Raw genomic sequence first — 19,047 nt, forward strand, 5'->3', positions numbered from 1 at the left:
GGTCTGGCCTTATGCGGGGGAAAGCGGCGGCAGGCCCGGACGATCAAAACCACCCGGTGACAGCGTGAAGATTTCGCAGCCGGTGGCCGTGACACCAACGGCATGTTCATATTGGGCGGAAAGGGAACGGTCACGCGTCACCGCGGTCCAGCCGTCCGAAAGCACCTTCACATGCGGCTTGCCGAGATTGATCATCGGCTCGATGGTGAAGATCATGCCCTCGCGGATTTCCGGGCCTTCATCGGGGCGGCCGTAGTGCAGGATGTTGGGTGTGTCGTGGAACAGGCGTCCGACGCCATGGCCGCAGAAATCACGCACCACGGAGCAGCGTTCCGCTTCCGCATAGGCCTGGATCGCAGCGCCGATCGCGCCGGTGCGTACGCCGGGCTTTACGGCGGCAATACCGCGCAGCAGGCATTCATAGGTCACTTCCATCAGCCGCTCGGCGGCGCGCTTGATCTGGCCGACGGGATACATGCGGCTCGAATCGCCGTGCCAGCCGTCAAGCACATAGGTCACGTCGATATTGACGATATCGCCTTCGCGCAGCGGCTTCTCATCCGGAATGCCGTGGCAGACCACATGGTTGATCGAGGTGCAGACGGATTTCGTATAACCACGATAATTCAGCGTCGCCGGCAGCGCGCCATGGTCGGCGCCGAATTCGAAGACGAAGCGGTCGATGGCGTCAGTCGTCACACCCGGCTTGACGATGGCTGCCAGTTCATCGAGGCAACGCGCCGTCAGCTGGCACGCCTTGCGCATGCCGTCAAAGTCCTCAGGCGTATAAAGGCGGATGACGCCGGTATTCTTGAGGGGGGCGGAGGCTGCTTCGATATAGGTGACCATCTTGGTGCTTTCTGTCTCTTTACGTCCCCGTTCATAAAACAGCCGGACGCCATTCGTCCATCTTAACCGTTCCGCTGACTGAAATTTGTGCCGGGGAGACCGTGCATTTGACCGCATAGGCCTCCACGCCGCGCGCCATCGCCCGCTGAAACGCCAGCGCATAGACGGGATCGAGATCGTCGCAGATGCGCATCCGGTCGCAATCACCGCGCTGGATGAGATAGAGCATCACTGAACGGTAACCAGATTCCGCTGCGTCACCCAATTCCTCCAGATGTTTCGCGCCGCGTTTGGTGGCGGTATCAGGAAATTCGGCGAGGCCTTGCTCGCGCATGAAATGCACGTTCTTCACTTCCACATAGGCGTCCGGCCGGCCGGGTTCGGACAGCAGGAAATCGATGCGGGAATTGCGGCCGTATTTCTGCTCGCGCCGGATCGTCGAATAGCCGCCGAGTTCCGGAATGCGGCCGTTCAGGATCGCTTCTTCCGCCAGCCGGTTCGGCATGCCGGTATTGATGCCGACCACGGTGCCATCGGCCTCGACCATTTCCAGCATGTGACGGTACTTGCGGGTGGGGCTGTCGTGTTCGGAAAGCCAGATGCGGGAGCCCGGGGTCGTCAGCCCGCGCATGGAGCCGGTATTGGGGCAGGAGCCGGTGATCGCCGTGCCGTCTTCCAGAACGGCATCGAAGAGGAAACGCTTGTAGCGGGAGATCAACGTTGCGGGAATAAGCGGGGGTGTGAAGAACATGGGGCCTGAAAGACTAAGAGGTAGCGGGCGTGATCAGGACAGGACATAGATTCCCGGCGCATCGCCGAGCACCGGGCGCTTGCCGTCCCCCGGTTTTCGCGCCTTCACCTTTTCGGCACTCTGGCTTTCGATCCAGTTCTGCCAGTGCACCCACCACGAGCCCTTATGGGCCGTGGCGGCGGCCTGCCAGGCGTCGAAGTCTCCGGCCGGTGACGGTCCCGTCCAATATTGGTATTTCTCAAGCTGCGGCGGGTTGACGACACCGGCGATATGGCCGGAAGCGCCGAGTACGAATTCCACCGGCCCGCCGAACAGCGCAGCGCCCGTGAAGACCGATTTCGCCGGTGCGATATGGTCGTCGCGGGTGGCGAGATCATAGACGGGTATCGTGATATCGCCGAGATTGATGCGCTTGCCGGCAACGCGCATCAGTCCGCGGGCGAGATTGTTCTCGAGATAACAATTGCGCAGATAAAACGAGTGGCTGGCGGCGGTCACCCGGGTCGAATCGGAGTTCCAGTACAGCAGGTCGAAGGGCAGGGGCTCGGCGCCGCGCAGGTAGTTATCGACCACATAGGGCCAGATGAGATCGGAGGCGCGCAGCATGTTGAAGACGGTCGCCATGATCGAACCGTCGAGATAACCGACCGCCTGCATGTGCTTGTCCAGCGCCGCAAGCTGGCCTTCGTCGATGAACACCTTGAGGTCGCCGGCATGGATGAAATCGGTCTGGGCGGCCAGCAGCGTGGCGCTGCGGATGCGCTCATCGCCTTCCTGCGCATGCAGCGCCAGCGCCGAGGACAAAAGCGTGCCGCCGACGCAATAGCCGATGGCGTTGATTTCCTTCTCGCCGGTCCGTTCCTCGATGGTATCAAGCGCAAAATCGATGCCTTCGCGGATGTAATCGTCCCAGCCCTTGTCGGCCAGACGGGCATCCGGATTGATCCAGGAGACCATGAACACGCTGTGGCCCTGCTCAAGGCACCAGCCGACGAAGGATTTCTGCGGGTTGAGATCGAGAATGTAGAATTTGTTGATCCATGGCGGCACGATCAGCAGCGGCCGTTTGAAGGCCTTCTGCGTCGTCGGCGCATAATGGATGATTTCGCAGAGCGGGCTTTTCGCCACGACCTTGCCAGGCGTGACGGCGATATTCTGGCCGATGACGAATTTGCTGTAATCGGTCTGGCGCAGTTTCAGATGGCCATTGCCGGCCGCGACATCCTCCGCCAGCTGCGCCATGCCCTTGACGAGATTGGCGCCGCTGGAGGCGACCGTCTCGCGAAAGACCTGCGGATTGGTGAAGACGAAATTGGCCGGCGAGAGGGCCTCCGTCACCTGGCGCATGTAAAACAGCGCCTTGGTGCGGGTATGTTCGTCCAGCCCGTCTGCCTCCGTCACCATCCGGTCGGCAAAACCGACGGTGGTCTGGTAGGCTTTCAGGAGAAAATCGAAGAACGGATTGGCCTGCCAGTCGGCATCGGCAAAACGCCTGCTCCTGCGGACGGCAGGACCGCTTTCGGCGGGTTTTTCAAAAGCCGAATCGGCGTCGTCGGAAAACTGCGCCACCGATTTCGCCCACAGATCGTAATAGCTGGAAAGCAGATGGGTCTGCGCTTCGAGCGAGCGCTTCGGTTCTGCCATCCAGTATTCGGCGACATCGGAGAGCGTCTTGACCAGATCGGTCACGGGATCAGCGCTTGCCTGCGGAATTTCACCGCGTTCGCGCGGCGCCAGCCATTCGGAGGCGGCCTTGCCGAGATTCTCCAGCGCGCGGGCGATATTGATCGCGAAGGTTTCCGGGTCGCGGATCAGGTAGGCCTCGGCGGAAGTAGCGTCGAAACCGGGCGTTTTTCCACCCTTTTTCTCTGCCCCGCCGTCAACACCTGCCATGCGCCATCCTCCACCAAATTTGTGTTTGCACATTCTGCATGAAAACGAATACAAGTTCCACCAGCAAGGGGAGGCCGCAAAGGGCCGAACCGCAGTCGAATTCGATATCGGCGATATCCTTACAGGCGGAACATGACGATGGGCAAGCACATGGGCACATGGGGAACATATGCGGAAAACGCCGCGAGAATCGCTGTCTTTTCGCTCTCCGGCACATTGCTCGTCACCGCGCTTGCAGCCTGCAAGGCCCCGGAGCCGATTGTTGCGCCCGCCCATATGCGCCGTCCCACGACTGAAATCGTCGGTCCGCGCCCCGTCAGCGACAATGCGGTGAGCCAGAAGCGCGATACCGGCACCTATCCGACCTTCTCGCAGCCGCTGACGGCCGCGGGCACCCAGATGGGTGACGATGAGGCCTCCACCATGGAATCGAGCCTGTCGCGCCTCGGTGCGGCAAGGCGCAACGGCCAGATTTCGGAAGCCGAATACAAGCGCCGGGTGGCCGAGCTGCGGGCGCTTGCCGAAAACCAGAAGCCGGTTGCGACGCCTGCAGCCTCGCAGTGAGATCATGCAGTTTGCGCGGTCTCAGCGACTGGCCAGATTATCTTTGATTGACGAAACATGCACCCAAACGGGGAATTCCCTATGGAGCAAGCGGGTGCGCCCGGTTTCTTCTCCCCGCCGGGGAGAAGTCCGCGGCAGCGGGATGAGGGGGTAAGCTCTCCGCATATCTCTGCGCTTGCCCCTCATCCGACCCTTCGGGCCACCTTCTCCCCGCCGGGGACAAGAAACAAGAGGGGGTGCCGAACTTGCTACAGCGACAATCACGGCTGAAGGTCCTGTCGGCCCGGCAATCATAACCCCTTCTTTACCCTGCCTTTGAACCTTCCGCTTACCCAAGATGTTAAGCGGATGGATGAGGTTTGCCGCTATGATGCAGCCATAACAAACAGGCCGCTGAAAAAGCGAGGCACGGGGTGAAATATCATGAAATGCATCGCCGCTTTGCTGGTTTTTGCCAGTTTTGCGCTCGCACCCGCACAGGCGCGGGCGCCGCACATCAATTTCGGAGCATCCGCGCTTCAGGGGCAATGATCGAAGGGAAAGCCCGTCAGTCGTTGCCGGCGGCTTCGCTCAGCACGTCGAGATCAGGCACCGTGATGTGACGGTTGTTCTCGATGCGGATAATGCCTTCCTTACGCAGTTTGGTCATTTGCCGGCTAACCGTTTCGATGGTGAGTCCAAGGAAATCGGCGATGTCGGCGCGTGAAAGCGGCAGGTCGAAACAGGATTTGTCGTCGTTTTCCGGATCGATATGGGTGGCGATCATATAAAGGAAGCTGGCAACCTTTTCCTGCGCCGATTTGCGACCCAGCGTCAGCATCCAGTCGCGCGCCTCATCCAGTTCCTTCAGGGACTGGTTGTGAAGCTTGCGTTCCATATCGGGTACTTCGGAGACCATGCGGTCGACAACGCGACGGGGAAAGAGACAAATCTCCACATCGGTTGCGGCTTCCGCCGTCATCTTGCTTTCCGCAAGGAACGGACGGCCGAGGAAATCCGGCGCGAATTGCAGGCCGACGATCTGCTGGCGGCCATCCGACATCATTTTCGACAGCTTCACCACGCCCTTCAGGATATTGCCATAGGAGGTGACGAGTTCGCCCTGGCCGAGAAGCTCGTTGCCGGCTTCCAGTTTTTTGCGGCTGGAATGGCGGTTGAGATCGCAGAGCTGCTGTGGTGTCAGCGTGCTGCAAAGACCGCCGTGACGCGCCTCGCAGGAGCGGCAAACAACGGGCTCTTCCGAATTGTGGATGGTCTTCTGCAGCGTGTCCATAAGCCTTTTCCAATGCTGGCTTTTCGGGACGATTGCGACCGTGGGTATCAAATCCGGTCTCATGGAAGGCTTTCGCCATGTAGCCGTTGTCCCCGCGTCTACTTTAGCAAGAACTTATGGCGCAATTTGATTGAAGTCAAAGTTGCAAACTGTCGCAGCCGTTACTGAAAGAGAGGAAATCGACATTTTCTTGATAAAAGGCAAATCGGGTGATGAATACCGAACTTCTTCACAAATATTCGGGTGCAGTGCCGCGTTACACGAGCTATCCGACCGCGCCGCATTTCCACGAGGGAATCGATAATGGCGCCTATCGCAGCTGGCTCGGCGCGCTTGGCCACAGGAATAGCATATCGCTTTATCTGCATATTCCCTATTGCGACCGGCTGTGCTGGTTCTGCGCCTGCCACACCAAGCACACGCTGAAATACGAGCCGATTGCAGTTTATCTTGAAGCACTTAAGCAGGAGATCGCGGCGGTTGGCGCGCTTGTTTCGCCCGATGCGGTGGTGAGTGCTGTTCATTTCGGCGGTGGTTCGCCCACCATGCTGAAGCCGGAGGACATAAAGAGCCTGATGGACTGTCTGCGGCGTCACTTCACCTTCGGGCTTGCACCTGAAATCAGCGTCGAGATGGACCCCAATGATCTGGACGACAGCCGCTATGACGCGCTTGCCGCCATCGGCATGTCGCGGGCAAGTCTCGGCGTTCAGGACTTCGATGACAAAGTGCAAAAAACCATCAACCGCATCCAGTCTTTCGAACAGACGAAATCGGTCGTGGATGCCGTGCGGGCGAGGGGCGTGCACTCGGTCAACTGCGACATTCTCTATGGGCTGCCGTTCCAGACCTGTGAGACATTGGAAAGGACCGTCAACCAGATCGTGTCGCTCGATCCCGATCGCATCGCGCTTTTCGGTTACGCCCATGTTCCCTGGATGAAAAAACACCAGTCGCTGATCCCCGAACACGCGCTTCCGGATATTGCCGAGCGCTACCGCCAGATGACGATGGCGGGCGAGATGCTGCAACAGGCAGGCTACAAGGCGATCGGCATCGACCACTTCGCCAAGCCGACCGATACATTATGCCAGACCGCAGAAGCCGGCGCGTTGCGGCGGAATTTCCAGGGCTACACGACTGACACCGCCGATGCGCTGATCGGGCTTGGTGCATCCTCGATCGGCAGGCTGCCGCAGGGTTATGTGCAGAACATGGTGGCGACGGGGGAATATCAGCGCATGGCGGGCGAGGGCGGGCTTGCCGTCGCCAAGGGCATTGAACTGTCGGAGGAGGATCATCTGCGCTCGCACGTCATCGAAAGGCTGATGTGCGATTTTTCGATCGATCTTTCGCAATTGCGGCACCGTTTCGGCAAGGCGAGCCATTCCGTGAGGGATCAGGCGCAGCTGTTCGCCGCAGGCGACAGGGATGGCGTGGTGCGGCTGGACGCCGATATTTTTGCCGTGACGGAGGCCGGAAAGCCGTTCGTGCGTAACATCGCGGCAATCTTCGACACCTATCTCGGTAACGGACGCGGCCGTCATTCGGTTGCTGTTTAGGCAACAGTTTTGGGGCAAATTACAAAGTTACGTCACGAAACCATTGGCTTTTTTGTGCGACTTGCCTATGTGGTGCGTCAGACAGGATAATTCATACGAACGACAATAAGGATTATGGGCGTGACAGCTACATTCGACAAGGTTGCCGACATTATCGCCGAAACCAGCGAAATCGACCGCGAAACCATTACGCCGGAGAGCCACACGATCGACGATCTCGGCATCGACAGCCTCGACTTTCTTGATATCGTTTTTGCGATCGACAAGGAATTCGGCATCAAGATTCCGCTCGAGCAGTGGACGCAGGAAGTCAACGAAGGCAAGGTTTCCACCGAAGAATACTTCGTGCTGAAGAACCTCTGCGCCAAGATCGACGAATTGCGCGCAGCCAAGGGCTGAAGCAACGATGCCCGCTTCAGGCGGGCATTTTTCTTTCTGGACCCAGCCTGTAACGGCGGGTCGCAACCGACCAGAGACGGGCCGGACGGATGCTGCTTGAATATTTTCAGATGATCGACAAGGTCGAGGCCGTGGACATGGCGACGCGCACATTGAAGGCGCAGTCGATCGTTCCCGACCAGAGCCCGGTTTTCGAAGGTCACTTCCCCGGCATGCCGCTGGTTCCGGGTGTGCTGCTGATCGAAACCATGGCGCAGGCTTCCGGCATGCTGGTTCTGGCATTTTCCGATTTTGCGTCCATGCCGTTCCTGATGTCGGTTGACGGCGCCAAGATGCGCACCTTCGTGGAGCCGGGCGCTGTTCTCGACATCGAGGCGGTGCTGGAGCATGACGGTTCCGGTTTTGCCGTCACCAAGGCAAAGATAACCTCTGCCGGCAAGAAGGTCTGCGACGCGCAGCTTAAATTGCGCACCATGCCGTTCAGCGAAATTCCGCTCGGGCCTATCGTCAAGAAGCGGGCGGAGGAAGTCGGCCTGATGGCGGCGATTGCCGCGGATGCGCAGAAATAGACGTTTCCACCCGTTTTGAAGGAGATCGTTTTTCCCGTCGGCCCGGTTTTGACGCATGAAATTCGTGGGCTCGCGACGGCGGATCGGGCCTTCACCATTGCCAATCCGCATCGCGCGCTTTATTCCGCAACGCATGAAGTGGTTGTTCGCAACCGCTGTGGATAGCCGTGACCGTTTCCGCGGGGCCGGCTGCAAAGGATGACAGACGATGAAATCTGACAATGATGTGGTGATAACAGGGGTCGGCATCGTGACCTGTCACGGCGTTGGCAGCCAGGCGCATGTGGCGCTTCTTTCTGGAACCGCCGCGCCGGCGACGATTGTCGAGACCGAAAAATTCAAACCCTATCCGGTCCATCCCATGCCTGAGATCGACTGGTCCGCGCAGATCGCCAAGCGCGGCGACCAGCGCCAGATGGAAAACTGGCAGCGGCTTGGCGTTTTTGCCGCCGGCCTGGCGCTTGATGATGCCGGGCTGAAGGAAAATGCCGAAGCCTGCGCCACCATGGACATGATCGTTGCCGCCGGTGGTGGTGAGCGCGACATCAATGTCGATACGCTGATCGTCGACGAGGCGCTGAAGCGCAATGACCGCGAAAAGCTGCTGAACGAAAAGCTGACGACCGAACTGCGCCCGACGCTGTTTCTCGCCCAGCTTTCCAACCTGATGGCCGGCAACATCTCCATCGTGCACAAGGTCACCGGGTCTTCCCGCACCTTCATGGGCGAGGAAGCGGCCGGCATTTCCGCCGTCGAAACCGCGTTCCACCGCATTCGCTCCGGCGAATCGAGCCACGCGCTGGTGGGCGGCGCTTTCTCTGCGGAACGTCCCGACATGATCCTGCTGTTTGAAGCCATCGGCGCACATGCGCAAGGCGGCTGGCAGCCGCTGTGGTCGCGTGGCGACCAGGACGGCGGCGGCATGATTTCCGGTTCGCTCGGCGCCTTCCTAGTGCTGGAATCGCGCAAGCACGCCAGTGAACGCGGCGCGCGCATCTATGCCCGTATCGACGCCATCGAGGGTGACCGCGGCAGCCGTGACGAAGGCAAAATGGAAAAGCGCATGGAGCGTCTGCTTGCCCCCGCTAAGGACGGTGCGGCGACGGTCGTGTTCTCCGGCGCAAGCGGTTATGACGGCGTGACGGCCCGTGAGAAGGACATTCTCGAAAAGGCTCTGCCAAATGCCGTCATTCGCGGTTTCGGCGGCATCACCGGCCACGGGCTGGAAGCGCAGTTCCCGCTTGGACTGGCGCTTGCGGCGCTTACCCTTGAAAGCGGCGCGAAGGTGCCGGCTTTTGACGCGGCCGAGGAAAAACCCATGGGCGAGGCGGCCAGTGAAGCCGTCGTCACCACCGTCGGCCATGTGCGCGGCGAAGGTGTCGCCGTTCTGTCCCGTGACGTGTGAGGAGAAAGACCATGACTTCCAACTTCAAGGATCATCTCGGTCGTCCCATCGTTGCCGTGACGGGCATGGGCATCATCACGTCGCTTGGGCAGGGACTTGCCGATAACTGGGCGGCGCTGACATCCGGCAAGTCGGGCATCCACAAGATCACCCGTTTCCCGACCGAGGGGCTTTCGACGCGGATCAGCGGCACGGTGGATTTCATCGATATCCCGGTTCCGAATTCCGTCGAGCGTTCTTATGCTTTTGCGCGTGAGACCACCATCGAGGCTCTGGCGCAGGCCGGTATATCAGGTGATTTCGACGGTCCGCTGTTTCTCGCAGCACCGCCAATCGAGCCGGAATGGAGCGCCCGTTTCGAGCTTGCCGACCGGTCTCCGCCGGCTGCCCAGCCGGGTGACGCCTATGAACGGTTCCTGACGGCTTTCCGCCAGCGTCCCGATCCGGCATTCCAGGAGGCGGCGCTGTTCGGCGCGATCTCCGAACGTCTTTCCGACCGCTTTGGCACACGCGGCCTGCCGGTCACGCTTTCGACCGCCTGTGCATCCGGGGCGACCGCGATCCAGCTCGGTGTCGAAGCCATCCGCCAGGGCCGCACCGAGCGCGCGCTGACGGTTGCGACAGACGGTTCGGTCAGCGCCGAAGCGCTGATCCGCTTCTCGCTGCTGTCGGCGCTTTCGACCCAGAACGACCCGCCGGAAAAGGCCTCCAAGCCATTCAGCAAGGACCGCGACGGTTTCGTGATCGCCGAAGGCGCGGCAACGCTGGTGCTGGAATCGCTCGAAGCCGCCGTTGCGCGCGGTGCGAAGGTTCTCGGCATCATCAAGGGCGCCGGTGAAAAGGCTGACAGCTTCCACCGCACACGCTCTTCGCCCGACGGCGGCCCGGCGATTGCGACGATCCGCGCGGCACTTGCCGATGCGGGCGTGGCCGAAAGCGATATCGGTTATATCAACGCCCACGGCACCTCGACGCCGGAAAACGACAAGATGGAATATGGCTCCATGCTCGCCGTCTTCGGCGAGGGCCTGAAGAACATCCCGCTGTCATCCAACAAATCGATGATCGGCCACACCTTGACCGCCGCAGGCGCTGTGGAAGCGGTGTTCTCGCTGCAGACCATGCTGACCGGCACCCTGCCGCCGACGATCAACTACAACAATCCCGATCCGACTATCACGCTCGACGTGGTGCCGAATGTGAAGCGGGATGCTCAGGTGAGCGCGGTTCTGTCCAACTCCTTCGGATTTGGCGGGCAGAATGCAAGCCTTGTCATGACGCGGGAACCGGCCTGACCGGTTTCACCACTAACAGGAGCGTTTTCGGGCCCGAATGGAACTCCGGAAACGCTCTCGCTTCTTTGATTACGCATTCCGGCCGCAAAACCGTTACAGAGGTTTGCTGGAATAGCCCTTTAGATAAACGCCCTCGGGCGAAGGACTGATATATGCGCGCTCTTCAACTCGTGGACGACCGGAAGCTCGAAAAAGTGGACCTGCCCGAACCGGATGCTCCGGCACCGGGCGAGGTGACGCTGCGCGTCAAGGCCGTGGCGCTGAACCACATCGACGTGTGGGGCTGGCGCGGCATGGCTTTCGCCAAGCGCAAGATGCCGCTCACCATCGGTGCGGAGGCCTCCGGCGTGGTCGAAGCCATCGGTCCGGGCGTATCGAATGTGCTGCCCGGCCAGCTCGTCGCAATCTATGGCGCGCGCACCTGCGGGCTGTGCAAACCCTGCCGCGAAGGCCGTGACAATCTGTGCGAACATGTGCAGGGCGTTCACGGTTTCCATCTCGACGGTTTTGCCCAGGAAAAGATCAATATTCCCGCCCGTCAGCTCGTACCTGCGCCGCATGGCGTCGATGCCGTTGCGGCCGCTCTTGCACCTGTCACCTTCGGCACGGTCGAGCACATGCTGTTCGACAATGCCAAGCTCGAATCCGGTGAGACGATCCTCGTGCATGCCGGCGGTTCCGGCATCGGCACGGCGGCGATCCAGCTTGCCAAGAAGATGGGCTGCACCGTCATCACCACCGTCGGCTCCGACGACAAGATCGAAAGGGCGAAGGCCCTTGGTGCGGACCACGTCATCAACTACCGGACCGACCGTTTCGAAGGCGTCGTGCGCAAGCTGACGAAAAAGAAGGGTGTCGACGTTGTGTTCGAACATGTCGGCAAGGATACCTGGGCGGGCTCGATGTTCTCGCTGAAGCGCGGCGGCCGTCTCGTCACCTGCGGTTCCACGTCAGGCGTCTCCACCGATATCAACCTGATGATGTTGTTCCAGCAGCAGCTGAAGCTGCTCGGCTCCTTCGGTTGCCGCATGGAAAACATGGCCAACGCCATGCAGAAGATGGCGCGTGGCATCGTGCATCCGGTTATCGACACCGAAGTCACCTTCGACGATATCGACCGGGCGCTGGAACGCATGGAGACGCGCCAGGTGTTCGGTAAAATCGTTCTGCGGATGGATTGACCATCTTGAAGCTTTTCCTGACACGGATCGTCCTGAAACTGGACCACTTCCGGCAGTGGCTGATCGCGACATTCGCCTTCGGCCTTCTCAACCTGCTGAAGCTTTTTCCGGCCGATGCGGGCATTCGCGCCGCCGATCGGCTGGCGCGCTGGGTGGGGCCGAAAACCGGCCGCCACAAGCTGATGCTCTATAATCTGGCGCGCGCCTTTCCCGAGAAGTCAGAGGAAGAGCGGCTTGCGATCGCCATGGACAGCTGGGCCAATATGGGCCGGCTTGCGGCGGAATATGTATTTCTCGACCGTCTGTTCGACTTCGACCCTGAAAAGAACGAGCCGGGCCGCATCGAGGTCGAAGGCATCTCGACCTTCCTCGAACTGCGCGACAATCCACGACCCTTCATCGTCTTTACCGCCCATAGCGGTAATTTCGAGCTGTTGCCGGTTGCCGGCTCGGCTTTTGGTCTCGATGTGACGGTGCTGTTCCGGCCACCCAACAATCCCTTCGTGGCTGACAAGGTTTTCAATTTCCGCAAGGAGCGCATGGGTAATCTCGTGCCCTCGCATGCCGGCTCTTCCTTCGCGCTGGCGCGGCAGCTGGAAAAGGGCGGCGGCGTGGGCGTGCTCGTTGACCAGAAGTTCGGCAAGGGGCTGACGACGAAGTTTTTCGGCCTTGAGGTTCGCACCAACCCGCTTCTGGCCAAGCTGGTGCGACAGTTCAACTGCGATGTTTATCCCGCTCGCTGCGTGCGTCTTCCTGACAACCGCTACAGGCTGGAAATAGAGCCCAGGGTTGAAATTCCGCGTGACGACAAGGGCAATGTCGATATTCAGGCGACGGCGCAGCTTCTGAACGACAAGGTCGAAAGCTGGGTGCGCGAATACCCCGGACAATGGCTGTGGTATCACGACCGCTGGGACGTGAAGCATCAGATTTGACGGGATCACGTGCGGCCGGATTTTCGGCGATTCTTATGAAATTCGACGGGAAAATCGCGCGTTTCGGTGCTTTTCCATATTTGCGGAACCTCATTTTTCGTTCATGGATTATCGAAATTGAAAAATTAGCGGTTGCTGTGATATTTTGGACAACAATCCTCGCGGCGTTCCTGCGTTTCGTTACGTCATTTTTAAGCGCAAAGACGCTATAATCAGGGGATAAAGGCTTAATCCGTTCGCATAGGTAGCGGGGGTTATGCCCGTTCAGGGAGAGTTGGGTTGAAAGATTTGATTGAGTTGTTCTGGCTGCGTTATACGGAACTGCAATCTGCCGTTGGTAAAAACGAAGCCGACAAGATTGCCGTGCTGGAACGTGAACTGGAACAGCTCCTCGAGCGGGTTGTCGGACGTAAGACAGAAAATTCCGAAGATATTCGCGAGCAGTTCCGTTTCGCCATCGATCTCCTCAACCACGAGGCGGAAGACCTTGGCTGCGTGCAGCGCAACTCCGAGCTTCTTCGCACGCTTGTCGATCGCTACGTCGGCATGCCGTCAAAGGCCAAGGTCGTCGGTGACGAGGACGAAGACACTCTGGAATGGCATCATCGCCACCTGATCCTCGATGAGGATATGCTCAACGATCTCGACGAGCCGGTGGTGATCGTTTCACCCGGCTACCGCGTTTCCTTCGCCAATGCTCTCGATGCATTTCAGCGCAATGCCCCGGAAGGGCTTGTCGGCTGCCATATCGCCGAGCTTGTCGGCGTTCACCGTTTCCAGAACAATCTCAGGGAAAAGCTCGACAATTGCTTCAAGGGCGATACGTCGAAATATACCTATGCGGAAGATCAGAACGGCCGCACGGTCGTCAAGTCGCTGGAAATGTCGCCGTGCTACTCGTCCGCCTACAAGCTCGTGGGGGCGATGGTGGTGATCCGCGAAATCGCCGATCGCCGTCGCCGCGCCGCCGGCTGAGGCAGCGAGGCGCCTTCCCATCGTCGTAAAGATGGGAAACGGCGTTCCACCATCCCTTATTTCGGGAAGATGGTTTCCCAGACCGTTGCGATGGACCAGGCGGACGATGCATCGACAAGAAGTTTCGTCGCCATGGCGAGACATGACAGGACGAGAAGCGGGCGGATGATCTTCGCGCCGTTTTTCATCGCGAAACGGGATCCGATCTGCGCGCCGATGAACTGGCCGACCCCCATGGCCAGGCCAAGCTTCCACAAAACCGCGCCACCCATTGCAAAGACGAGAAAGCCGCCGAAATTCGAACCGAGGTTGAGAAGCTTCGTGTGGGCGGTCGCCTTCAGCATTCCAAAACCGGCAAGGCCCACAAAGGCCAGCATGTAGAAGGACCCCGCGCCGGGGCCGAAAACACCATCGTAAAAACCGATCAGCGGCGCGACCGCCAGCCCGAACACGAAGGGCGTGATGCGGCGATGGCTGTCGATATCGCTGAGCTGCGGTTTGAAGGCGAAATAACGCGCGATCGCAATCAACAGGAACGGCATGATGGCGCGCATGAGATCGGCCGGCACGAAGGCGGCTGTCAGCGCGCCGAGCATTCCGCCCGCCATGGCCATCAGCCCCATTGGCAGTTGCTCTTTGAGATTGACGTGGCCGCGTCTGGCATAGGCAAGGGTCGCGGAGGCGGAACCGAACTGCGCCTGCAGCTTGTTCGTGCCGAGCGTATCGAGCGGGGCGATGCCCATGATCATCATTGCGGGAATGACGATAAGGCCGCCGCCACCGGCGATGGAATCGATAAATCCGGCAAAGATGGCGACGCAGAAGAGAACGATAAAAACGTTGAGGGCGATGTCTTGCACTGGGAATGTCCGGGCAGGCGGGAGGAGAGGGCTTCTTCTTTCACCGAAAAGGCCACCGCGCAATATCTTTCTGTACGTTCGGCTGCGGGCAGGGGGATTGCGGTGTTGCCGCTTATCGTTATGTTTCCGTGGCGCGTCGCCGGAAGGCCTGATGGCGCTTGAGACATACGGATGAGGGCATTATGCATAAAGTGATATTCGATACGGATCCCGGTGTGGATGACGCCATGGCGCTTCTTTTTCTGCACCGCCATCCCGATATCGATCTGATCGGCGTCACCACCGTTTTCGGCAATGCGCCCATCGATATCACCACCCGCAATGCGCTTTTCCTGAAGCGGGAATGGCAGATGACCGCACCGGTCGCCAGGGGCGCCGGCGTGACCTTCGATCCCGCCCGCAAGGAAGGCCACTGGCCGACCTTCATCCACGGCGAAAACGGTCTCGGCGATATCGATATCCCCGAGACCATCGATCTGCCGCTCGATCCGCGTCCGGCGCATCGCTTCATCATCGAGACGGTCAAGGCCAATCCCGGTGAGGTGACGCTGATTGCTGTTGGTCGCATGACCAATCTGGCGCTGGCGCTCAGCGAAGAGCCGGATTTTGCCGCGCTGGTGAAGGAAGTGATCGTCATGGGCGGCGCCTTCGATATCAACGGCAATGTGTCGCCGGCGGCCGAGGCCAATATTCACGGCGATCCGGAAGCGGCCGATCTCGTCTTCACCGCGCCCTGGCGCGTGGTCGTTGTCGGTCTCGATGTGACGACGAAAACGGTGATGACCAGCGCCTTCATGGCTGACATGGCAAAGGCCGGCGGCAAGCCGGTAGAGCTGCTTTCGGACCTGTCGCAGTTCTATATCGATTTCTACAAGACCCGCACCGGCGACGGCATGGTGGTGCATGATAGCTGCGCCTGCGTCTATCTCGTGGCGCCTGAGCTTTTTGAAACCCGCAGCGGTCCGGTACGCGTCGTCTGTGGCGGGCTTGCCGACGGCCAGACGATCCAGAAGCCGGATGGCCGCGCCTTTCCGCCGGGTGACTGGGACGGGCATCCGAGCCAGCTGGTCTGCACGGATATCGAGCCGGAGCGCGTGCTTTCGGTCATCCGCGCCGCAATTGTGACAGGGGAGCGCGGCTGACGGGCGGGAATGGCCGTTCTTGAGCATGGCTTGCCTTGCATTTTCCAAGAATCTGGCGTTATGCAAGTTCCCTGATCGTAGTGCGCGATCCGCCATGCCTGAGGGGCTGAAAAGGCCGTGCCGGAAGGACGGGCGGATGGCCGCTATGCGGCGTGGGCCGAGAAAACCCCTGTAGGTTTTCCCGTGCTTTGCGCTACAATGAATAACGCCTGCCGGGTCGGTTCGTGTCGGCGGCGTTTAACAACAAAAAACGAACCTTCGTTATGGACCGGCAGTACCGGTCCATTCCTATGAGGAAAGAGATGGAAGAGTTTCATAAGGTCCGGCGTCTGCCGCAATACGTCTTCGAACAGGTCAACCGTTTGAAAGCGAGCGCGCGAGCGGCCGGGGCCGATATCATCGATCTCGGCATGGGCAATCCCGACCTTCCGACCCCCAAGGCGATCGTCGACAAGCTTTGCGAGGTCGTTCAGGATCCGCGCACCCATCGTTATTCCTCCTCCAAGGGCATTCCAGGCCTTCGCCGCGCGCAGGCCGGTTATTATGCCCGCCGTTTCGGCGTGAAGCTGAACCCCGATACGCAGGTCGTCGCGACCCTCGGCTCCAAGGAAGGCTTCGCCAATATGGCGCAGGCCATCACCGCGCCTGGTGACGTCATCCTGTGTCCGAACCCGACCTATCCGATCCATGCCTTCGGTTTCCTGATGGCGGGCGGGGTTATCCGTTCGATGAATGTCGAGCCTGACGACAGCTTCTTTGGCCCGCTGGAGCGCGCCGTGCGCCACTCCATTCCGAAGCCGCTGGCGCTGATCGTCAACTACCCGTCGAACCCGACGGCGCATGTCGCCTCGCTCGATTTCTACAAGGACGTGATCGCCTTTGCGAAGAAGCACGAGATCATCGTGCTGTCCGACCTTGCCTATTCGGAGATCTATTTCGACGACAACAACCCGCCGCCTTCGGTTCTCGAAGTTCCCGGCGCCATCGACGTCGCGGTGGAGTTCACCTCCATGTCGAAGACGTTTTCCATGCCCGGCTGGCGCATGGGCTTTGCCGTCGGCAACGAGCGGCTGATCGCGGCGCTGACGCGTGTGAAGTCCTATCTCGACTACGGCGCCTTCACGCCGATCCAGGTTGCGGCGACCCATGCGCTGAACGGTGATGGCTCCGACATTGCCGAAGTGCGCAATGTCTATCGCCGCCGTCGCGATGTCATGGTCGACACCTTCGGCAAGGCCGGCTTCGAGGTTCCGCCGCCGGCGGCGACCATGTTCGCCTGGGCGAAAATCCCGGAAAAATTCCGTCATCTCGGCAGCCTGGAGTTCTCCAAGCTCCTGGTCGAGAAGGCCGATATCGCCGTTGCTCCCGGCATCGGCTTTGGCGAGATGGGCGACGATTACGTCCGTCTCGCGCTCGTGGAAAACGAGCACCGAATTCGTCAGGCAGCGCGCAATCTGAAGCGTTTCCTGTCGAGCGCAGACGAAACGATGCACAATGTCGTTTCGCTTAACGCCCACAGATAAGGGCAACCGAAGGCGGCCGGGCCTCGGCCGCCACCATCACCAGCAAATCAGGAACATACCCATGGCAGATTCATTGAGAATCGGCATAGCGGGGCTCGGCACTGTCGGCGCTTCGCTCGTGCGCATCCTCCAGCAGAGAAGCAACGAACTTGCGATTACCTGCGGACGCGCGATTGAGATTATTGCGGTGAGCGCGCGCGACCGTTCGCGCGACCGCGGCATCGATCTCAAGGGTATTAGCTGGTTCGACACGCCCGAGCAGATGGCAAGCGAAGCCGATATCGACGTCTTCGTCGAACTGGTCGGCGGCGCTTCCGGTCAGGCGGAAAATGCGGTGCGCGCGGCACTCGCCCGTGGTCTCCATGTGGTGACAGCCAACAAGGCGTTGCTGGCCAAGCACGGCGTCGAACTGGCGACGATTGCCGAAGACAAGGGGGCGCTTCTCAATTTCGAAGCGGCGGTGGCCGGCGGTATCCCCGTCATCAAGGCGCTGCGTGAATCCCTGACCGGCAACCATGTGTCGCGCATCTACGGCATCATGAACGGCACCTGCAATTACATCCTGACCAAGATGGAGAAGGAAGGGTTGTCCTTCGAGGCCTGTCTGAAGGAAGCGCAGCGGCTGGGCTATGCGGAAGCCGATCCGGCCTTCGATATCGAGGGCAACGACACCGCCCACAAGCTGGCCATTCTGACCACGCTTGCCTTCGGCAACAAGATTTCGGCTGATGACATCTATCTCGAAGGCATCACCAATATCTCCAGCGAGGACATTCAGGCGGCCGCCGAACTCGGTTACCGCATCAAGCTTCTCGGCGTGGCGCAGGTGACCGAATCCGGCATCGAGCAGCGCGTGCATCCGACCATGGTGCCGCTTGATTCCGTCATTGCCCAGGTGGACGGCGTGACCAATGCGGTGGCGATCGAATCCGACATTCTCGGTGAGTTGCTGATGGTCGGCCCGGGTGCCGGCGGCAACGCCACGGCTTCCGCCGTGCTGGGTGACATCGCCGATATCGCCAAGAGCCGCCCCGGCGCCCAGCAGGTGCCTGTCCTCGGCCGTCCGGCGAAATCCCTGTCGGAGTATCGCCGCGCCAAGATGAAGAGCCATGAGGGCGGTTATTTCATCCGCCTGACGGTGAAGGACCAGGCGGGCGTCTTCGCCTCCATCGCCACCCGCATGGCTGACAATAACATCTCGCTGGAATCCATCGTGCAGCGCCAGCGCGTGCATGTAGAGGGCGCGCCGCAGACCATCATCCTCGTCACCCATGCGACGATGGAAGATGCGATCCGCAAGGCGGTAAAGGCGATTAAGAACGAGAAATATCTCGTCAGCGAGCCGCAGGTCATCCGCATCGAGCGGACCTGAGACGCTTCATTATTTTGATGACACCGAGAGCCGCGCTTCCATATGGAGGCGCGGTTTTTAGTTGCGTGGCTGCCTGTATAGCGCCGGTGGTCCGGCGCCCATAAAATTTGAGGGGAAGGCGACGGAAGCGCTGGAAAACAAGGCGATTCGGCACTATGGTTAATCTTGTTCACCAAGCGAGGGAGGCGTGGCCGTGACATCGATCATCCTGTTCAAGGACAATAAGCGCGCTGGCGTTGCGGCGGCCCATCACCGGGCGCGGCCTCACAATGCCAATGACAATATTCGCACTATGGAATTCGACATGGGGGAGCATGAGCGCAACTGGTGTTCGCTCGCCGTCTTCTCTTTGCTGCTGCTCGTTGGCGCGGTCTCCATCGTCAGTCCGTTTTTCTCGATTTTTTCGGTGTGAAACCTCATATGCGCGTTTTTGCTTGAAAAACGCGCCACCGCCATTTAGCCCGTCTTAAGAGCGCGATCAGGCGCATGACAGGACGAA

At 59.9% G+C, this 19,047-nt stretch carries 18 protein-coding genes; 13 read left to right on the top strand and 5 right to left on the bottom strand.

Annotated features, from left to right (window positions below; translation table 11 throughout):
* Window positions 1–9 precede the first annotated feature (9 nt).
* Genes map through WDZ78_RS05910 form a run of 3 tightly spaced genes read right to left on the bottom strand, consistent with a single transcriptional unit; the run spans window position 10 to window position 3,493 of the window.
* Window positions 10–849, bottom strand: coding sequence for a type I methionyl aminopeptidase (gene map, locus WDZ78_RS05900; RefSeq protein ID WP_020012599.1), 840 nt, complete (start codon window positions 847–849; stop codon window positions 10–12).
* A gap of 31 nt (window positions 850–880) precedes the next feature.
* Window positions 881–1,600, bottom strand: a complete 720-nt coding sequence (sfsA, locus tag WDZ78_RS05905; RefSeq protein ID WP_020012598.1) for a DNA/RNA nuclease SfsA — start codon at window positions 1,598–1,600, stop codon at window positions 881–883.
* 33 nt (window positions 1,601–1,633) lie between these two features.
* Complete coding sequence (locus WDZ78_RS05910) at window positions 1,634–3,493, bottom strand: PHA/PHB synthase family protein (protein WP_020012597.1); 1,860 nt, start codon at window positions 3,491–3,493, stop codon at window positions 1,634–1,636.
* 138 nt (window positions 3,494–3,631) lie between these two features.
* Here WDZ78_RS05910 and WDZ78_RS05915 point away from each other — a divergent pair, with 138 nt between their 5' ends.
* Window positions 3,632–4,057, top strand: coding sequence for a hypothetical protein (locus WDZ78_RS05915; RefSeq protein ID WP_425672548.1), 426 nt, complete (start codon window positions 3,632–3,634; stop codon window positions 4,055–4,057).
* Between the two features lie 547 nt (window positions 4,058–4,604).
* On the opposite strand, the gene fnrN is transcribed toward WDZ78_RS05915, so the two are convergent.
* Window positions 4,605–5,330, bottom strand: a complete 726-nt coding sequence (gene fnrN, locus WDZ78_RS05920) for a transcriptional regulator FnrN (protein WP_003502897.1) — start codon at window positions 5,328–5,330, stop codon at window positions 4,605–4,607.
* Between the two features lie 212 nt (window positions 5,331–5,542).
* Between fnrN and hemN the strand changes: the two genes are divergently transcribed.
* From hemN to WDZ78_RS05960, 8 genes are all read left to right on the top strand, one after another.
* Entirely contained in the window at window positions 5,543–6,892 is a 1,350-nt protein-coding gene (hemN, locus tag WDZ78_RS05925; protein WP_425672549.1) for an oxygen-independent coproporphyrinogen III oxidase, read from the top strand.
* 114 nt (window positions 6,893–7,006) lie between these two features.
* The gene (locus WDZ78_RS05930; protein ID WP_003495848.1) at window positions 7,007–7,291 is read left to right on the top strand and encodes an acyl carrier protein; all 285 of its coding nucleotides are present in this window, start codon (window positions 7,007–7,009) and stop codon (window positions 7,289–7,291) included.
* An 89-nt stretch (window positions 7,292–7,380) separates the two neighbouring features.
* Window positions 7,381–7,860, top strand: a complete 480-nt coding sequence (locus WDZ78_RS05935; protein ID WP_003502886.1) for a 3-hydroxyacyl-ACP dehydratase FabZ family protein — start codon at window positions 7,381–7,383, stop codon at window positions 7,858–7,860.
* A 208-nt stretch (window positions 7,861–8,068) separates the two neighbouring features.
* On the top strand, window positions 8,069–9,265 hold the full coding sequence (locus tag WDZ78_RS05940; protein WP_425672550.1) for a beta-ketoacyl-ACP synthase: 1,197 nt from the start codon (window positions 8,069–8,071) through the stop codon (window positions 9,263–9,265).
* Window positions 9,266–9,276: 11 nt separating this feature from the next.
* Complete coding sequence (locus tag WDZ78_RS05945) at window positions 9,277–10,560, top strand: beta-ketoacyl-ACP synthase (protein ID WP_003502883.1); 1,284 nt, start codon at window positions 9,277–9,279, stop codon at window positions 10,558–10,560.
* Window positions 10,561–10,712: 152 nt separating this feature from the next.
* Window positions 10,713–11,741: a zinc-binding dehydrogenase gene (locus WDZ78_RS05950; RefSeq protein ID WP_003502882.1), complete on the top strand. Its 1,029-nt coding sequence runs from the start codon at window positions 10,713–10,715 to the stop codon at window positions 11,739–11,741.
* Between the two features lie 5 nt (window positions 11,742–11,746).
* Window positions 11,747–12,676 carry a lipid A biosynthesis lauroyl acyltransferase gene (locus WDZ78_RS05955; RefSeq protein WP_425672551.1) on the top strand — a complete coding sequence of 310 codons (930 nt, stop codon included), beginning with the start codon at window positions 11,747–11,749 and terminating at the stop codon, window positions 12,674–12,676.
* 279 nt (window positions 12,677–12,955) lie between these two features.
* On the top strand, window positions 12,956–13,651 hold the full coding sequence (locus tag WDZ78_RS05960; protein WP_003502880.1) for a hypothetical protein: 696 nt from the start codon (window positions 12,956–12,958) through the stop codon (window positions 13,649–13,651).
* Between the two features lie 56 nt (window positions 13,652–13,707).
* Here the strand turns inward: WDZ78_RS05960 and WDZ78_RS05965 are convergent, their stop codons facing one another.
* Entirely contained in the window at window positions 13,708–14,511 is an 804-nt protein-coding gene (locus tag WDZ78_RS05965; RefSeq protein ID WP_425672552.1) for a TSUP family transporter, read from the bottom strand.
* A 182-nt stretch (window positions 14,512–14,693) separates the two neighbouring features.
* Between WDZ78_RS05965 and WDZ78_RS05970 the strand changes: the two genes are divergently transcribed.
* The 4 genes from WDZ78_RS05970 to WDZ78_RS05985 all read left to right on the top strand — a co-directional run bounded on the left by WDZ78_RS05970 (window position 14,694) and on the right by WDZ78_RS05985 (window position 18,960).
* Window positions 14,694–15,653, top strand: coding sequence for a nucleoside hydrolase (locus WDZ78_RS05970; RefSeq protein ID WP_425672553.1), 960 nt, complete (start codon window positions 14,694–14,696; stop codon window positions 15,651–15,653).
* 302 nt (window positions 15,654–15,955) lie between these two features.
* Window positions 15,956–17,176, top strand: a complete 1,221-nt coding sequence (locus WDZ78_RS05975) for an LL-diaminopimelate aminotransferase (RefSeq protein WP_003502876.1) — start codon at window positions 15,956–15,958, stop codon at window positions 17,174–17,176.
* 61 nt (window positions 17,177–17,237) lie between these two features.
* A complete protein-coding gene (locus tag WDZ78_RS05980; protein ID WP_425672554.1) occupies window positions 17,238–18,548 on the top strand; it encodes a homoserine dehydrogenase in 1,311 nt (436 codons plus the stop codon).
* A 187-nt stretch (window positions 18,549–18,735) separates the two neighbouring features.
* Complete coding sequence (locus tag WDZ78_RS05985; RefSeq protein WP_020012583.1) at window positions 18,736–18,960, top strand: hypothetical protein; 225 nt, start codon at window positions 18,736–18,738, stop codon at window positions 18,958–18,960.
* Window positions 18,961–19,047: the final 87 nt, after the last annotated feature.

Origin of the sequence: Agrobacterium sp. M50-1, from assembly GCF_049843495.1 — a bacterium.
GTDB lineage: Bacteria > Pseudomonadota > Alphaproteobacteria > Rhizobiales > Rhizobiaceae > Agrobacterium > Agrobacterium radiobacter.

Excerpts from the sequence above, each read along its gene's own strand:
- map (WP_020012599.1), bottom strand. The coding sequence starts at position 849 with ATGGTCACCTATATCGAAGCAGCCTCCGCCCCCCTCAAGAATACCGGC.
- sfsA (WP_020012598.1), bottom strand. The coding sequence starts at position 1,600 with ATGTTCTTCACACCCCCGCTTATTCCCGCAACGTTGATCTCCCGCTAC.
- WDZ78_RS05910 (WP_020012597.1), bottom strand. The coding sequence starts at position 3,493 with ATGGCAGGTGTTGACGGCGGGGCAGAGAAAAAGGGTGGAAAAACGCCC.
- WDZ78_RS05915 (WP_425672548.1), top strand. The coding sequence starts at position 3,632 with ATGGGCAAGCACATGGGCACATGGGGAACATATGCGGAAAACGCCGCG.
- fnrN (WP_003502897.1), bottom strand. The coding sequence starts at position 5,330 with ATGGACACGCTGCAGAAGACCATCCACAATTCGGAAGAGCCCGTTGTT.
- hemN (WP_425672549.1), top strand. The coding sequence starts at position 5,543 with ATGAATACCGAACTTCTTCACAAATATTCGGGTGCAGTGCCGCGTTAC.
- WDZ78_RS05930 (WP_003495848.1), top strand. The coding sequence starts at position 7,007 with ATGGGCGTGACAGCTACATTCGACAAGGTTGCCGACATTATCGCCGAA.
- WDZ78_RS05935 (WP_003502886.1), top strand. The coding sequence starts at position 7,381 with ATGCTGCTTGAATATTTTCAGATGATCGACAAGGTCGAGGCCGTGGAC.
- WDZ78_RS05940 (WP_425672550.1), top strand. The coding sequence starts at position 8,069 with ATGAAATCTGACAATGATGTGGTGATAACAGGGGTCGGCATCGTGACC.
- WDZ78_RS05945 (WP_003502883.1), top strand. The coding sequence starts at position 9,277 with ATGACTTCCAACTTCAAGGATCATCTCGGTCGTCCCATCGTTGCCGTG.
- WDZ78_RS05950 (WP_003502882.1), top strand. The coding sequence starts at position 10,713 with ATGCGCGCTCTTCAACTCGTGGACGACCGGAAGCTCGAAAAAGTGGAC.
- WDZ78_RS05970 (WP_425672553.1), top strand. The coding sequence starts at position 14,694 with ATGCATAAAGTGATATTCGATACGGATCCCGGTGTGGATGACGCCATG.
- WDZ78_RS05975 (WP_003502876.1), top strand. The coding sequence starts at position 15,956 with ATGGAAGAGTTTCATAAGGTCCGGCGTCTGCCGCAATACGTCTTCGAA.
- WDZ78_RS05980 (WP_425672554.1), top strand. The coding sequence starts at position 17,238 with ATGGCAGATTCATTGAGAATCGGCATAGCGGGGCTCGGCACTGTCGGC.